The sequence below is a fragment of the Sphingobium sp. CFD-2 genome (assembly GCF_024611135.1).
GTDB lineage: Bacteria > Pseudomonadota > Alphaproteobacteria > Sphingomonadales > Sphingomonadaceae > Sphingobium > Sphingobium fuliginis.
Window position 1 is genome coordinate 3,377,501 of the sequence record NZ_CP084405.1, and the last position, 14,416, is coordinate 3,391,916.

Annotated in this window: 13 protein-coding genes (1 of these 13 only partly in view); 7 read left to right on the forward strand and 6 right to left on the reverse strand. The window is 65.1% G+C overall.

Annotation, left to right across the window (positions count from 1 at the left end; translation table 11 throughout):
• On the forward strand, positions 1-963 hold the 3' portion of the coding sequence (locus tag LDB29_RS16710; RefSeq protein WP_025550737.1) for a lipopolysaccharide biosynthesis protein. Its footprint begins 525 nt before the window's first position; 963 of the gene's 1,488 nt are visible here — the last part of the coding sequence; its start codon lies beyond the left edge, outside the window; it ends in the stop codon at positions 961-963.
• A 6-nt stretch (positions 964-969) separates the two neighbouring features.
• Here LDB29_RS16710 and LDB29_RS16715 read toward each other — a convergent pair whose 3' ends face one another.
• Positions 970-1,398, reverse strand: coding sequence for a CBS domain-containing protein (locus LDB29_RS16715; protein ID WP_025550739.1), 429 nt, complete (start codon positions 1,396-1,398; stop codon positions 970-972).
• 74 nt (positions 1,399-1,472) lie between these two features.
• Between LDB29_RS16715 and LDB29_RS16720 the strand changes: the two genes are divergently transcribed.
• Together LDB29_RS16720 and LDB29_RS16725 are read left to right on the forward strand one after the other, a co-directional pair.
• Positions 1,473-1,772 (forward strand): hypothetical protein, encoded by a 300-nt coding sequence (locus LDB29_RS16720; protein WP_025550741.1) that lies wholly within the window; start codon positions 1,473-1,475, stop codon positions 1,770-1,772.
• On the forward strand, positions 1,765-2,142 hold the full coding sequence (locus LDB29_RS16725; protein ID WP_025550743.1) for an acyl-CoA thioesterase: 378 nt from the start codon (positions 1,765-1,767) through the stop codon (positions 2,140-2,142). The genes LDB29_RS16720 and LDB29_RS16725 overlap by 8 nt, the downstream gene beginning before the upstream one ends.
• 102 nt (positions 2,143-2,244) lie before the next feature.
• Here LDB29_RS16725 and LDB29_RS16730 read toward each other — a convergent pair whose 3' ends face one another.
• From LDB29_RS16730 to hisS, 4 genes are all read right to left on the reverse strand, one after another.
• Positions 2,245-3,039, reverse strand: coding sequence for a DUF4167 domain-containing protein (locus LDB29_RS16730; RefSeq protein ID WP_025550745.1), 795 nt, complete (start codon positions 3,037-3,039; stop codon positions 2,245-2,247).
• A gap of 318 nt (positions 3,040-3,357) precedes the next feature.
• On the reverse strand, positions 3,358-4,185 hold the full coding sequence (gene prmC / locus LDB29_RS16735; protein WP_257554854.1) for a peptide chain release factor N(5)-glutamine methyltransferase: 828 nt from the start codon (positions 4,183-4,185) through the stop codon (positions 3,358-3,360).
• A gap of 118 nt (positions 4,186-4,303) precedes the next feature.
• Complete coding sequence (prfA, locus tag LDB29_RS16740) at positions 4,304-5,395, reverse strand: peptide chain release factor 1 (protein WP_025550749.1); 1,092 nt, start codon at positions 5,393-5,395, stop codon at positions 4,304-4,306.
• Entirely contained in the window at positions 5,395-6,657 is a 1,263-nt protein-coding gene (gene hisS / locus LDB29_RS16745) for a histidine--tRNA ligase (protein ID WP_025550750.1), read from the reverse strand. Before hisS ends, prfA begins: the two co-directional genes overlap by 1 nt.
• 152 nt (positions 6,658-6,809) lie before the next feature.
• Here hisS and LDB29_RS16750 point away from each other — a divergent pair, with 152 nt between their 5' ends.
• Both LDB29_RS16750 and ppa read left to right on the forward strand, forming a co-directional pair.
• Positions 6,810-8,729 (forward strand): M61 family metallopeptidase, encoded by a 1,920-nt coding sequence (locus LDB29_RS16750; protein ID WP_025550752.1) that lies wholly within the window; start codon positions 6,810-6,812, stop codon positions 8,727-8,729.
• 43 nt (positions 8,730-8,772) lie between these two features.
• Positions 8,773-9,315, forward strand: coding sequence for an inorganic diphosphatase (gene ppa, locus LDB29_RS16755; RefSeq protein ID WP_025550754.1), 543 nt, complete (start codon positions 8,773-8,775; stop codon positions 9,313-9,315).
• A gap of 179 nt (positions 9,316-9,494) precedes the next feature.
• On the opposite strand, the gene LDB29_RS16760 is transcribed toward ppa, so the two are convergent.
• Positions 9,495-11,906 carry a ligase-associated DNA damage response DEXH box helicase gene (locus LDB29_RS16760; protein ID WP_025550756.1) on the reverse strand — a complete coding sequence of 804 codons (2,412 nt, stop codon included), beginning with the start codon at positions 11,904-11,906 and terminating at the stop codon, positions 9,495-9,497.
• Positions 11,907-12,129: 223 nt separating this feature from the next.
• Between LDB29_RS16760 and LDB29_RS16765 the strand changes: the two genes are divergently transcribed.
• Entirely contained in the window at positions 12,130-13,455 is a 1,326-nt protein-coding gene (locus LDB29_RS16765; protein ID WP_025550758.1) for a cystathionine gamma-synthase family protein, read from the forward strand.
• Positions 13,452-14,384 carry a 2-hydroxyacid dehydrogenase gene (locus LDB29_RS16770; protein WP_257554859.1) on the forward strand — a complete coding sequence of 311 codons (933 nt, stop codon included), beginning with the start codon at positions 13,452-13,454 and terminating at the stop codon, positions 14,382-14,384. Before LDB29_RS16765 ends, LDB29_RS16770 begins: the two co-directional genes overlap by 4 nt.
• The last annotated feature ends 32 nt before the right edge of the window (positions 14,385-14,416 follow it).

Here is a 14,416-nt window from a genome sequence, read left to right on the forward strand (position 1 = left end):
GGCTGGGGCGTCTGGACATTGGTGTTCGCGCCGATTGCGGGATTCTGGGTCAAGGGCATAGGCTATGTGCTGGCGACCGGGTTCATGCCGATTCCCAGCTTCGATTTCCGCGGGACCGGAGCGATGGTGGCCTATGGCGCGTCGCTGCTGGGGGGGCAGCTTTTCTGGATCGTGCAGAGTCAGGCCGACATCTTCATCGGCGGGCGCGTGCTGGAGCCGCATCAACTGGGCCTTTATGCCGAAGCGCTGTTCCTGACGCAGATCTTCGTCAGCAAATTCATCCCGCCGCTCAACGACGTGGCCTTCCCTGCCTATGCGCGGATGCAGAAGGACCCGTCGCGAATCGCATGGTCCTTCTGCAAGGCGGTGCGGCTGCTGCTGCTGATCAGCTGCCCGGTCTATCTGGGCATGGCGGCGACAGCGGGGCCTTTGGTCGAGACGCTGTTCGGCGCGAAGTGGCGGGACATGGCGCCTTTCGTCGCGATTCTGGCGCTCGCCATGCCGTTCATGACGTTGCAGGTGATGTTCGCGCCGGTCAGCAATGCGCTGGGCCGGCCGGGGACGACGGCGCGGGTGGCGGCGGTGGGCGCGGTGCTGATGCCGGCGGCCTTCTTGATCGGGATTCGTTTCGGAGCGATTGGGCTGGCCTGGGCGTGGCTGTGCGCCTTTCCGATACTCACGCTCATCACCGCCCGGCTGGCTGGCGCGCCGATGGGGTTGCGGCTGATCGACCTGATGCGGGCGACCGCACCGGGGCTTGGCTGCTCGCTGTTGATGGCTGCGGCGGTGATGGCGGTCGACCGGTTGCTGCCGCCCCTCGCCGCGCCGATCCGGCTGGGGATATTGGTTCCGGCGGGGGGCCTGGCCTTTCTGGCCGCGCTGATGCTGTGCGCACGGGGGACGCTGATGGAGCTGGTCGCGCTTGTCGTTCGGCGGGCCCCGCCGGTCGAGGCGCCCGCGTGAAACGGGTCAGGCGGTCTGAATATAGTCGCGCAGGGCGGCCGCTTCCGATTCGATCGAATCGATGCGGAACTTCACCAGATCGCCTATCGACACCAGTCCGACCAGCGCGCCGTCGACCACGACGGGCAGATGCCGGATGCGCCGCTTCGTCATCAGCGACAGGCAGTGGATGACGGGCGTCCGCTCGTCCGTGGTGATCGCCGGAGCCGTCATGATCTCCCCCACCGGACGCTCCAGAACCCCCGCGCCCTCCTGCGCCACGCGATAGACCAGGTCGCGTTCGGAAAAGATGCCGACCACCTTGCCGTCATCCACCACCGGGACGCAGCCGATCCGCCGCTCGGCCAGCAATTGCACCACCGACAGGACCGTGTCGCCCGATTGCGCCTGGACGACATCCTGTCCCTTGCGTTGCAGAATCGCCGCGATCGTCATGGTCCGTCTCCCTGCCTGCCGGCTAAATGCCTCAGTCCCTTGATGATCCCACTTTCACACTCCAAAGGAAAGGGATGACGCACAGACAAGGACTTGATGACCCGCAGGTCGCGCAGGTCGCATGGCGGCGGTTCCGCCGCATCATGGGATGGATGGCGCTGAGCGGCGCATTGTGCGTCGGGGCGGCGCTGCTCTTCCTGCGCTGGTGGGCGGGCCCCATGCCGATCCATATGGTCATCGCCACCATATTGGGCGTCTGGTTGACGTTCATGTTGGGGACGGGTCTGATGGCGCTGGCATTTTTGTCGAGCGGAACGGGACATGACGAACAGGTCATCGACCGGATGAAGGATGAGGTTTCCAGTGATGACTGACGAAAAGGGCGAAGTGGTGTTGCGCGTGGTGCCGCACATCACGGACATCAACGCCAATGGGCATATTTTCGGCGGCTGGGTGTTGAGCCAGATGGACATTGCCGGCGGCATCATCGCCGCCCGGATCGCCCGGGGCGCCGTAGCGACCGTCGCGATAGAGGGCATGACGTTCATTGCCCCGATCCTGCTGGGCGACATCGTGTCGGTCTATGCCCATGAGGAAAGGCGGGGACGGACATCGGTCGCCATCCGGATCGATGTCGTCGCGACGCGGGGACCGCAGGAGACGAAGGTCGAACTGACCAGCGGCCTGTTCACCTTCGTCGCTTTGGATGAAAATCACCGGCCGCGTCCGCTGCCCACTGCCTGATCCCGTCAAGGCCGAGCCGGAAGCATGAAAAAGGGGACAGCGCAGCGGCACTGTCCCCTTTTCTTGACGCTCGTCCCCCGCCCATCCGGGCGGAACCGGCGCCTATTCGGCGGCTTCAGCAGCAGGCCGGGCCCGGCGGGTGCGCTTGCGCGGGGCTTCAGCGGCAGGTTCCGCATCATTGTCGGCGCGCGCGATCGAGGGCGGCAGCACCGCCAGATCCAGACCGCCCTGGCCTTCCTCCTGCGCGGCCGCCGCCTTGCGCGGACGTCCGCGACGGGCGCGGGGAGCCTCAGCCTCGGGCTGCGATTCCGGAGCGGCCTGCATGGGGGCCGACGGCTGAGGCGCGGTTTCGGGCTGCCGCTGTTCCACGGCTTCCTCGATGGCCACTTCCTCTACCGGCGGCCGTTCCCGGCGCCGTTCGTTACGATCGTTACGGTCATTGCGATCGCGCCGATTGCGGTCGTTCCGGCCTTCGCGATAATCGCGCTGCTCGTCCCGACGGCGATCGAAGTCCTGCCCGCGGTCGCTCGCCTGATCGGCGCGCCCGTCCTCGCCCGCTTCGTCCCCGGCATCGAAATCGTCGAAATTCTCGTCGAAGCTTTCGTCGCGCGGGCGGAAGCGTTGCTGCTGCTCCTCCTGACGGGCGCGATTGTCGGCCAGCACGCGGAAATAATGATCGGCAAACTGCAGATAATATTCCGCATTCACCCGATCGCCCGCCATCTGGGCATCGCGCGCCATATTCTTGTATTTTTCAAGAAGCTGGGCCGCATTGCCGCGTGCGCGGCTGTCGATCCGGTTGCCATTGTCACCGCCGCCCCGATTGCCACCGTTGGGCCGGCCATTATTGTTGTTCCGGCCGCGATTCCGGCGACCGGCCTGCCTGTTGTTGATCAAGAGCTGATCCTTGCGTTCACTTTGCCATCATTCACGGAAAAACACTGTTCAGTCGCCATCCTTCAGCACGGCCTGACCATCAGGCCGGATAAGGCTCCGCCAGGCAGGGGCCGAGCGATCGGCCTATGCCCTTGACCTGCCAGAGGCGCCTGCGCAGCAGCGCCGTCGTGACTTTGAAGGAGCGGGAAAACGGCCTTTTCTTGTCGCGGCCCCACAGGGCAGATCCTCAGGATAGTGCCGTCCCTAAGCTCCATGTAGTGGCTTCCCGGCCATAAACCAAGCAATTTTAGCTTGTGCCGGCGCAAATCCTTCGCCGGGTCAGACGGATGGAGCCAAGGTTGCGATCAGGCAGCGGTCATGACCGGCGAGATCGTGGCGGACCCCGACGCTAAGTCCTTGATCGGCAAGCAGGGTGGAGACGCTGAGCCGTTGGTCGTAGCCGATCTCGATGGCGGCCATCCCGTCCGGCGCCAGCAGCCGGGGCAGCATCGGCGCGATCCGGCGATAGTCGTCCAGCCCGTCCGCGCCTGCGAAAAGGGCGCTTTCGGGCTCATGGAGGACGTCGCCCGCCAACGCAACGTCGCGGGCGATATAGGGTGGATTGATCAGGATCAGGTCGAAGGAGCCGTCCATTCCCTCCGCCCAGTCGCCCATCCGGAAATAGGCGCGTTCGCTGAGATCCAGCCGATCGGCATTGCCCCGGGCGACCGCCAGCGCCGCCGGGGAAATATCGACGCCCACCCCGCTTGCCTGCGGCCATTGGCTGAGCGCCGCAAGCAGCAGCGCGCCGGAACCGGTGCCGAGGTCGAGGATGCGGGCGGGACTCCGCGCGCCGAAATGGTCGAGAGCGGCCTCGATCAGCGTCTCGCTGTCAGGACGGGGAATGAGGACATCGGGCGTGACGCGCAGGCTGATCGTCCAGAAATCGCGCGCGCCGGTGATATAGGCGATGGGTTCGCCGGTCAGGCGGCGTTGGAGCAGCGCTTCGAAACCGGGCGGGACGCTGAGGTCGCGCTGGCGCATCAGCATCTCGTTGCGATCGATCTCCAGCGCATGGGCGAGGAGCAGTTCCGCGTCGAGGCGCGGGGTCGCGCTGATGAGGGCGAGGCGCTCGGTTGCCTGACGCAAGGCTGGAGCGACCCCCATATTTGTCATTCCCGCGAAAGCGGGAACCCATCTCCAGACGCTGCACCAAGTCGCAACTTATGGGAGATGGATTCCCGCCTACGCGGGAATGACGGATGGTGTTGAGAGGGCGACGGCATCACGCCACGCCATCCAGTTGGGCGAGGCGGGCGGCTTCGTCCTCCGCCACCAGCGCGTCGATGACTTCGGACAAGCCCGGTCCTTCGAGGATTTCGGGCAGGCGGTGCAGGGTCAGGTTGATGCGATGGTCCGTCACCCGCCCTTGCGGGAAATTATAGGTGCGGATGCGTTCGGACCGATCGCCGGAGCCCACCATCGCCTTGCGCGCACCGGCCTGTTCGCTCTGGGCGCGCTCGCGTTCCATCTCATACAGGCGGGCGCGCAGCACCTGCATCGCCTTCGCCTTGTTCTTGTGCTGGGATCGCTCGTCCTGCTGCGTCACCACGATGCCGGAGGGCAAGTGGGTGATGCGCACGGCGGAATCGGTGGTGTTGACGTGCTGGCCACCCGCGCCGGACGCCCGGTAGATGTCGATCTTGAGGTCGCTGTCCGCGATCTGCACATCGACCTCCTCCGGCTCCGGCAGCACCGCGACGGTGGCGGCGGAGGTGTGGATGCGTCCTCCGCTTTCCGTGACCGGAACGCGCTGGACACGGTGGACGCCGCTTTCGAACTTCAGCTTGGCGAAGACGCCGGTGCCGGTGACGCTGGCGACGACCTCCTTATAACCACCGACTTCGGAGGCGTTGGCGGAAATGAGTTCCATCTTCCAGCCCTGCGCGTCGGCATAGCGCTGATACATGCGGAACAGGTCGCCCGCGAACAGCGCCGCTTCGTCGCCGCCCGTCCCCGCGCGGATTTCCAGCATGGCCGGGCGCGCGTCGGCGGCATCCCTGGGCAGCAATTGCAGCGCGAGGGCGCGTTCGGCATCGGGCAACCGACTCTTGATCAGTTGCATCTCCTCCTGCGCCATTTCGCGCATCAGCGGATCGGAATCCGCATCCTCGCCGCCCGCCATATATTCGAGGGCGCTCAGTTCCTGGCGCAGCCGGCGGACTTCGTGCGCGGCCCTGGCCACCGGCTCGATCTCGGCATATTCCTTGGACAGCCGCACGAACTCCTCCGGCGCGAGGTCGGCACGCGTCATCGACGCCTGCACCTCGTCCCGGCGCGCTTCGATCTGCGCGATGCGTTCGGCGGAGATATGCATCAGCGCGTTGCCAGTTTCCCGATCAGCGCATCTAGGGCGACGGCTTCCTGTTCGCCCGTGCCGAGATTGCGGACGGCCGCCTCCCCCCGCGCCAGTTCGTCGTCCCCCAGGATCACCGCCCAGGCCGCGCCCGAAGCATTGGCCCGCTGCATCCGCTTCTTCATGTTGCCGCGATAGCCCATGTCGCAGGCAATGCCCGCGCGGCGCAGGTCGGCGATGATGCCGGTGGCCCTGACTTCGGCGGCTTCGCCCATGGGTATGACGGCGACGGTCGGGCCGGCAATCTCCGGCATATCCACCAGCATCGCCAGCCGCTCGATCCCCGCCGCCCAGCCGACCGCCGGGGTCGAGGGGCCGCCGAGATTCTCGATCAGCCCGTCATAGCGCCCGCCGCCCAGCACCGTGCCCTGCGCGCCGAGCCGGTCGGTGATGAATTCGAACGCCGTGTGGCGGTAATAATCGAGGCCGCGCACCAGCCGGGCGTTGCGCTCCCACGCCACGCCCGCCGCGTCGAGACCCGCCGTCACCTTCTCGAAAAAGGTCCGCGCTTCCTCGGTCAGATAGGCGTCGATGTCCGGCGCGCTGTCCGCCACCGGACGGTCGCGTGGGTCCTTGCTGTCGAGGATGCGCAGCGGATTGCGGTGCAGGCGATCAAGGCTCTCTTCCGAAAGCTGATCCCGATGCGCCTCGAAATGCGCGATCAGCGCGGCGCGCCACGCTTCGCGGCTCGGCCCGTCGCCCAGCGTGTTGAGGTTGAGCGTCACGCCTTCCGATACGCCCAGTTCGCGCAGCAACTGGTCGGCCAGCACCAGCAGTTCCACGTCCGCGCCCGGCTCACCCGCGCCGATGATCTCCGCGTCGAGCTGGTGGAACTGGCGGAAGCGGCCCTTTTGCGGACGCTCGTAGCGGAAGAGCGGGCCGTGGGTCGCGACCTTCAGCGGCGCATATTGCTGCCAACCCTCGGTGATATAGGCGCGGGAAATGCCTGCCGTGAATTCCGGGCGCAGGGTGATGCTGTCGCCGCCGCGATCCTCGAACGTGTACATTTCCTTGGAAACGACGTCCGTACTTTCGCCCAGCGACCGGGCGAACACCGCCGTCGATTCGAACACCGGCACTTCCACCCGCTGGAATCCGTAGAGCCTGCGCACCCGGTCGAAGGTCGCGACCACATGGGCGAAACGTTCCTGAAACGCTTCACTCGTGCCGCCCAGCATGTCCTGCGTGCCGCGCACCGGGCGCGGGGTTTCGATCTTCGCCATGGGGCAGCGCCTTTAACGATAAAGACGGCTCAAGGAAACGCGCTTTTTTGTCGTAAAATATGCCAAGAAGAGTTGGGGGTGGACGAGAGCGGAATGGCTCGCCATGCTGTTGTTATACGGTCGTTCGACCGCACGCTTTTTCGGAGATGTTCATGATCCGCAGCCTTGCTGCCGCCCTTTTCCTTTCCACGGCGATCGCAACCCCGCTGATCGCGCAGGATGCGATCCGCTCCAAACCTACGGCGCTGCCGGTCGACTATGCCGCGCCGGCGCCCAAGGATGCGCCCTATCCCGGCGGCACGATCAGGCTGGAGGTCGACGCCACCGATACGGTGCAGCGCATCTTCCGGGTGAAGGAAACCATCCCCGTCGCCGCAGCCGGTCCGATGACGCTGCTGATGCCGCAATGGCTGCCGGGCAACCATGCGCCGCGCGGACAGATCGAGAAGCTGACCGGCCTCAGCTTCACGGCCGACGGCAAGCCGCTGGCGTGGAAGCGCGATCCGCTCAACGTCTATGGCTTTGTGATCGACGTGCCGCAGTGGACGAAACAGGTCGTCGCATCCTTTCAGTTCCTGTCCGCCACCCAGCCCAATCAGGGCCGCGTCGTCGTCACGCCCAAGATGCTCAATATCCAGTGGGAGTCGGTGTCGCTCTATCCGGCGGGCTATTATACGCGGCAGATTCCGATCCAGGCGACCGTGACCTATCCCGACGGCTGGCAGGCCGCGACAGCCTTGCGGGGCAAGAAGACCGGATCGACCGTTGCCTATGAGACGATCGACTATGAAGCCTTGCAGGATTCGCCGGTGTTCGCGGGCCTTCATTTCAAGCCCGTGGACCTGGGCCATAATGTGACGCTCAACATCGTCGCGGACGATGCCGACGAACTGGACGCCAAACCCGACCAGATCGCCAGGCACAAGAAGCTGGTCGATGAAGCGGGCGCACTGTTCGGCACCTATCATTTCGACCATTATGACTTCCTGTTCGCCATCACCGACGAGATGGGCGGCATCGGGCTGGAGCATCACCGGTCGTCGGAGAATCAGGTCGAGCCGGGCTATTTCAAGAAATGGGGCGACGGCGATGCGCTGCTGGACCGCAACCTCTTGCCGCATGAATTCACCCATAGCTGGGACGGCAAGTTCCGCCGTCCGGACCTGCTGTGGACACCCGATTTCAACGTGCCGATGCAGGACAATCTGCTGTGGGTCTATGAAGGGCAGACGCAGTTCTGGGGCTATGTGCTGGGCGCGCGGTCCGGGCTGTTCTCCAAGCAGGAAACGCTGGACGCCTATGCCCATATCGCGGCCAAGCTGGATACGGCGCGGGGCCGCGAGTGGCGGCCGATGGAGGACACCACCCATGATCCCATCATCTCCGCCCGCCGTCCCAAGGGCTGGTCGAGCTGGCAGCGGTCGGAGGATTATTACAATGAAGGCCTGATGATCTGGCTGGAAGCGGATGCGATCATCCGCCAGCAGACCAGGGGCGCCAAGGGCCTGGACGATTTCGCCAGGGCCTTTTTCGGCATCAATCCGGGCGATTGGGGACAGGTCGTCTATAATCGCGGCGACGTCATCAAGACGCTCAACGCAGTCGCGCCCTATGACTGGGCGGGCTTCTTCCAGAAATATGTCGACAGCACGACCAGGGAGACACCCAAGGGCGGCTTCACGCTGGGCGGCTACAGGCTGGTCTATGGCGACACGCCGGGGGCCATCACCAAGGCGGTCGAAGGATCGGGCAAGTTCACCGACCAGAGCTTCGGCATCGGCATGATCGTCAAGAATGACGGCGAGATCAGCAACGTCGTCTGGGACAGTCCGGCCTTCAAGGCTGGCCTGGCGACCGGATCGAAGATCCTCGCGATCAATGGCGATGAATATTCGGGCGATGTGTTCAAGGCGGCGATCAAGTCCGGAAAGCCGCTCCAGATCATAGTGAAGCAGGACAAATATTATCGCACTTTGACCCTCGCATATTCCGGCGGCCTGCGCTATCCGCGCCTCGAAAAGACAGGAGAGGGTGAAGGCAGCCTGGACCGGCTGCTGAAACCGAAAACATAATCACCCGTAGCGCCAACGCGTATCGAAAAAGGCTTGAAGTCCCATGAATATCGAACTGATCCCGGTGGGCGACGATCCGCCCAACAGCCTGAATGTCATCATCGAGGTTCCGGTCGGTGGCGAGCCCGTCAAATATGAGTTCGACAAGGCGTCGGGCGCGCTGTTCGTGGACCGCATCCTGCATACGCCGATGCGCTATCCGGCCAATTACGGCTTTGTGCCGCACACGCTGTCGCCCGATGGCGATCCGCTGGACGCGCTGGTCATCGCCCGCTCGCCCTTCATTCCCGGCGCCGTGGTCGCGGCCCGCCCGATCGCCGTGCTGAACCTGGAGGATGAAGCGGGCGGCGACGAAAAGCTGGTCTGCGTGCCGGCGGATTCGGTCTTCCCCTATTATTCGAACGTTGGTGAGAAGGACGACCTGCCCGGCATCGTCATGGAGCAGATCGAGCATTTCTTCACCCACTATAAGGATCTGGAAAAGAAGAAGTGGGTGCGCATCGGCACCTGGGGCGGCGCGGAAGACGCCAAGCGCATCACCCTGGAAGCGATCGAACGCTACAAGGCTGAGAAGCAGGCCGCCTGAAGCGCTGCGAAATACTGAACGAAAGAGGGGCCGCGTAGCTTATCTGCGCGGCCCCTCTTCATTTTGTCTGATCCATGAAGCGCCGTGCGTTGGAATCGGTGAAGATGGCCGTCCGCTGCGCCACTCCCCAAAGACAGAGGCGATGAATGCCGTAATGACCGGCTGCCTCCACCACCCATTCAATCCGGGCGCATGGCTTCCGCAACAAGGGCTTCGGCCTCGATGAGCAGGGCATCCTCCACCTCATGCTGGGCGACCTGCTCGCGTCCGATGAGGATCAGCACGGGGACGGCGAGCGGGCTCACCCGGTCGAGATTGACATGCAGCATGGTGGCCGATGCGCGGTCGATCAGGTCGCCCAACCGTCCCACGTCGGTCATCCGTGCGCGGGCATCGGCCCACGCCGCCTTCAGCAGCAGATGATCGGGTTGATATTTGCGCAGCACGTCGTAGATGAGGTCGGTCGAGAAAGTGACCTGCCGACCCGTCTTGCGCTTGCCGGGATGCTGGCGCTCTATCAGGCCGGAAATGACGGCCACGTCGCGAAAGGCGCGCTTGAGCAGGCTCGACTGTTCGACCCATTCGATGAATTCATGATCCAATATGTCGGCCGAAAAGAGGCTCTGCGGGTCCGTGATCGGCTTCAGCCCATAGACGGCCAGCGCATAGTCGTTGGAAACGAAGCCCATCGGCATCAAGCCCTGCGCATCCATGCGGCGGGTCAGCAGCATGCCCAGCGACTGATGCGCGTTCCAGCCTTCGAAACTGTAGCAGACGAGATAGTGCCGCCCCTCATGCGGGAATGTCTCGATCAGCAATTGCCCCGGTTCGGGCAGGGCCGAGCGATATTTCTGCACCTCCAGCCATTCGCGCACATCGTCGGGAAAGCGGGACCATCGCTCCGGTTCGGCCAGGAAGTGGCGGACGCGGTCGGCCAGCCGCGTGGACATGGCCATGCGCGTGCCGCCCCAACTCGGGATGCGTGCCTGCCTGGACGTCGCGCGGACGATGAGGTCGGTGCTGTCCATACGGACCACTTCCAATGCGGTGCCGGAAAAGAAGAAGCAGTCGCCGGGGCTCAAGGTGGCGGCGAAGCCCTCCTCCACCGTGCCGAGCTTGCGCCCATTGGCGAAGCGGACGGCGAGCGCGGGCTGGTCGACGATGATGCCGGCGTTGAGGCGATGCTGCTGGATGAAGCGCGGATGGGAGACGCGCCATAGACCGTCAGGTCCAAGCGTCAGCCGCTTGAAGCGGTCATAGGCGCGCAGGGCATAGCCGCCGCCCTCGATGAAATGGAGGACATTGGCAAAGGCTTCCTCCGTCAACGCGCCATAGGGGGTGGCCGACCGGACTTCCGCCAGCAGATCTTCCGCCCGAAAGGGCGCTGCGCAGGCGAGGCCCATGACATGCTGGGCAAGGACGTCCAGGCTGCCCGGACGGAAATCGTCGGTGTCGCGCTCGCCCGCCTCCACCGCGTCCAGCGCGGCGCGGGCTTCGAGATATTCGAAACGGTTGCCGGGGATGAGGATCGCCTCGGACGCCATGTCGAGGCGGTGATTGGCCCGCCCGATGCGCTGGAGCAGGCGCGAACTGCCCTTGGGGGCGCCCATCTGGATCACGCAGTCCACATTGCCCCAGTCGACGCCGAGATCGAGCGAGGCGGTGGCGACCAGCGCGCGCAGCCTGCCGGCCGCCATCGCCGCCTCCACCTTCCTTCGCGCTTCGATGGAAAGGCTGCCATGATGGATGGCGATGGGCAGGTTCGCCTCGTTCACCGACCAGAGTTCCTGGAAGATCAGTTCCGCCAGGCCGCGCGTGTTGCAGAAGACCAATGTCGTGGCGCGGCGCTCGATCTCCTCCATCACCTGCCGGGCGGCATATTTGCCGGAGTGCCCGGACCAGGGAATGCGCCCTTCGGGGATGAGGATGGCGACATGGGGATCGGCGCCCGCCTCTCCCAAGACCGGAGTGACGGCGCCGATGTCCCCGTCCGGGGCCAGCCAGGCCCGATAGGCGTCGACATCGGCGACGGTCGCCGACAGCGCCACGCGGCGAAGGCCCGGATTGATGCTCTGGAGGCGGGACAGGGAAAGGTTGAGGATGTCGCCGCGCTTTTGCGTGGCGAAGGCGTGGACCTCATCGATGATGACCGTCTTCAGGCCTGGGAACATCAGGAAGCTGTCGGGATAGCTCAGCAGCAGCGACAGCGATTCCGGCGTGGTGAGCAGGATTTGCGGCGGGCGCGCGCGCTGGCGCGCCTTGCGGTCGGAAGGGGTGTCGCCGGTGCGGGTTTCCACCCGGATCGGCAGGCCCATTTCCTCGATGGGCGTCAGAAGGTTGCGCCGCACGTCGACGGCGAGCGCCTTGAGGGGCGAGACATAGAGGGTGTGGAGACCCTCACCGGGATTTTCGATGAGGTCGGCCAGGGCCGGCAGGAAGCCGGCGAGGGTCTTGCCCGCGCCGGTGGGCGCGACGAGCAGCGCGTGGTCGCCGGATCGGGCAGCGCTCAGCATGTCGATCTGGTGGCGGCGGGGCGCCCAGCCGCGTGACGTGAACCATTGCTCCAGCGGTTCGGGTAGGCGTTGGTTCATGGGGAGGATGTAGGATGAGAAGACATAAACGTCATCCTGTTCAACGCTACCTCGCCTCAAAACGCTCCGCGCTCCTGCGCAGGAATATGGAGCGCATAGTAATTTAACTTCGGTTTCATGAAATAATCTAACAATCCGCTCTGGCTCCTTCCCCCCCGAAAGCGTTACACTCCCTGCCATCGCAGCGGCGCAACAGACGCCGCAAACATGCAGGAGATCATCGATGACCGGCGAAACCGAAGCCGACCTCACGGGCGCGGAACCCACGCGCAACCGCCGCCGCCCCAAGCAACCGATCATGGAAATCGAAGGCCGCAAGCTGAAGCCCGCGACGTTGATGATGGGCCATGGCTATGATCCCACTCTGTCCGAAGGCTCGCTGAAGCCGCCGATCTTCCTCACCTCCACCTTCGCCTTCGAAAGCGCCGCAGCGGGCAAGCGGCATTTCGAGGGGGTGACTGGCATCCGCCCCGGCGGCGCCGAAGGCCTCGTCTATTCGCGCTTCAATGGGCCAAATCAGGAGATTGCGGAGGACCGGCTGTCGGTCTGGGAAGAGGCGGAGGACGCCCTGCTCTTTTCCAGCGGCATGTCCGCCATTGCAACGACCTTGCTGGCTTTGGTGCAGCCGGGCGACGTGATCGTCCATTCGGCGCCGCTCTATGCCGCGACCGAATCGCTGATCGGACGCATCCTCGGCAAGTTCGGCGTGCAGTGGCTGGATTTCCCCGCGGGCGCGAGCGAGGAGGAGATCGGCGCGGTGATCGACCGGGCCAAGGCGCTGGGCCGCGTGGCGCTGATCTATCTGGAAAGCCCGGCCAATCCGACCAATGTCCTCGTCGATCTGGAGGCGGTAGTTGCGCGGCGCGACTTTTCCTTCGCAGGCGAAGAATATCGACCGCCCATCGCCATCGACAATACTTTCCTGGGGCCGCTCTGGCTGCATCCGCTGAGCCATGGGGCGGATCTCGTCATCTACAGCCTCACCAAATATGCAGGCGGGCACAGCGATCTGGTCGCGGGCGGGGTGCTGGGGTCCAATACGCTGATCAACACCATCCGGCTGATGCGGAACACCATCGGCACGATCCTGGACCCGCATTCCGCCTGGATGCTGCTGCGGTCGCTGGAGACGCTGGAACTGCGCATGAGCCGCGCGGGCGAGAATGCGGCCAAGGTCTGTGCCTGGCTGAAGGACCAGCCGCAGGTGGAGAAGGTCGTCTATCTCGGCTTTCCGGAGACCGAACGACAGGCGGACATCTACCGCCGGCATTGCACGGGCGCAGGATCGACCTTCTCGCTTTACCTGAAGGGCGGCGAGGCGGAGGCCTTCGCCTTTCTGGACGCGCTGAAGATCGCCAAGCTGGCCGTCAGCCTGGGCGGGACAGAGACGCTGGCGAGCCATCCGGCGGCGATGACGCATCTGTCCGTCCCCGTCGAACGCAAGAAGGCGCTGGCGATCAGCGACAATATGGTGCGCATCTCCATCGGCTGCGAGGATGCGGAAGATCTGATCGCGGACTTCGCCCAGGCCTTGCGGGCGGTGGGATGAGGGAAGCGCGCCCCGTGATCCTGGTGGCGCAGCCGCATCTGGCGCCGCTGCTGGACGTGCTGGCCCCCGATTATGACGTCATGGCCTTGTGGGAGGAGAGCGGGCAGGCGCGGCTGGCGGAGGCCGAAGCGCTGGTGACGGCGGGCGAGTTCCGGCTCGACCCGGCGATGCTGGAGCGGATGGCGGCGCTGCGGCTGATCGCCTGTTTCACCGTGGGCTATGACGGGGTGGATCTCGACCGGGCACGGGCGCGCGGCGTGGCCGTGACCCATGCGGGGGACGCCAATGCGGCGGATGTCGCGGATCATGCCCTGGGGTTGATCCTCGCGCACCGGCGGCAGATCGTGCTGGGCGACCGGCAGGTGCGGTCGGGTGAATGGAGCGCGGGCGCGAAGATGCTCACCCGATCCATGGCGGGCGCGGGGATCGGCATCGTCGGCATGGGGAGCATCGGGGTCGCCTTGGCCGAACGGGCCGGGGCGATGCGGATGAGGGTCGGATGGTGGGGGCCACGAGACAAGCCGGAACTGCGCTGGCCACGGGCGCAAAGTCTGGCGGCGCTGGCGCGGGACAGTGACGTCATGGTGGTGGCGGCCAGGGCGACCGAGGAGAATCGCGGGATGATCGATGCGTCCGTGATGGACGCGCTGGGGCCACAAGGGCTGCTGGTGAATGTCGCGCGGGGGCAATTGGTGGATGAGGATGCACTGATCGCGGCTCTGCGCGAGGGACGGCTGGGCGGAGCGGCGCTGGACGTGTTCGAGAGCGAGCCTACGCCCGCGGCGCGCTGGGCCGATGTGCCGAATATCGTGCTGACCCCGCATACAGGCGGCGCGACCTATGAGGCGGTCGGGCGGATGCGGGACATGCTGTTGGCGAATCTCGCCGCGCATTTTGCCGGGAAGGCGCTGGTTTCTCCGGTGATTTAACGGCGCATCATGCTCCTGCAAAGGCTGGAGCA

Excerpts from the sequence above, each read along its gene's own strand:
- LDB29_RS16725 (WP_025550743.1), top strand. The coding sequence starts at position 1,765 with ATGACTGACGAAAAGGGCGAAGTGGTGTTGCGCGTGGTGCCGCACATC.
- prfA (WP_025550749.1), bottom strand. The coding sequence starts at position 5,395 with ATGCATATCTCCGCCGAACGCATCGCGCAGATCGAAGCGCGCCGGGAC.
- ppa (WP_025550754.1), top strand. The coding sequence starts at position 8,773 with ATGAATATCGAACTGATCCCGGTGGGCGACGATCCGCCCAACAGCCTG.
- LDB29_RS16750 (WP_025550752.1), top strand. The coding sequence starts at position 6,810 with ATGATCCGCAGCCTTGCTGCCGCCCTTTTCCTTTCCACGGCGATCGCA.
- LDB29_RS16760 (WP_025550756.1), bottom strand. The coding sequence starts at position 11,906 with ATGAACCAACGCCTACCCGAACCGCTGGAGCAATGGTTCACGTCACGC.
- LDB29_RS16770 (WP_257554859.1), top strand. The coding sequence starts at position 13,452 with ATGAGGGAAGCGCGCCCCGTGATCCTGGTGGCGCAGCCGCATCTGGCG.
- hisS (WP_025550750.1), bottom strand. The coding sequence starts at position 6,657 with ATGGCGAAGATCGAAACCCCGCGCCCGGTGCGCGGCACGCAGGACATG.
- LDB29_RS16720 (WP_025550741.1), top strand. The coding sequence starts at position 1,473 with ATGACGCACAGACAAGGACTTGATGACCCGCAGGTCGCGCAGGTCGCA.
- LDB29_RS16715 (WP_025550739.1), bottom strand. The coding sequence starts at position 1,398 with ATGACGATCGCGGCGATTCTGCAACGCAAGGGACAGGATGTCGTCCAG.
- prmC (WP_257554854.1), bottom strand. The coding sequence starts at position 4,185 with ATGGGGGTCGCTCCAGCCTTGCGTCAGGCAACCGAGCGCCTCGCCCTC.
- LDB29_RS16765 (WP_025550758.1), top strand. The coding sequence starts at position 12,130 with ATGACCGGCGAAACCGAAGCCGACCTCACGGGCGCGGAACCCACGCGC.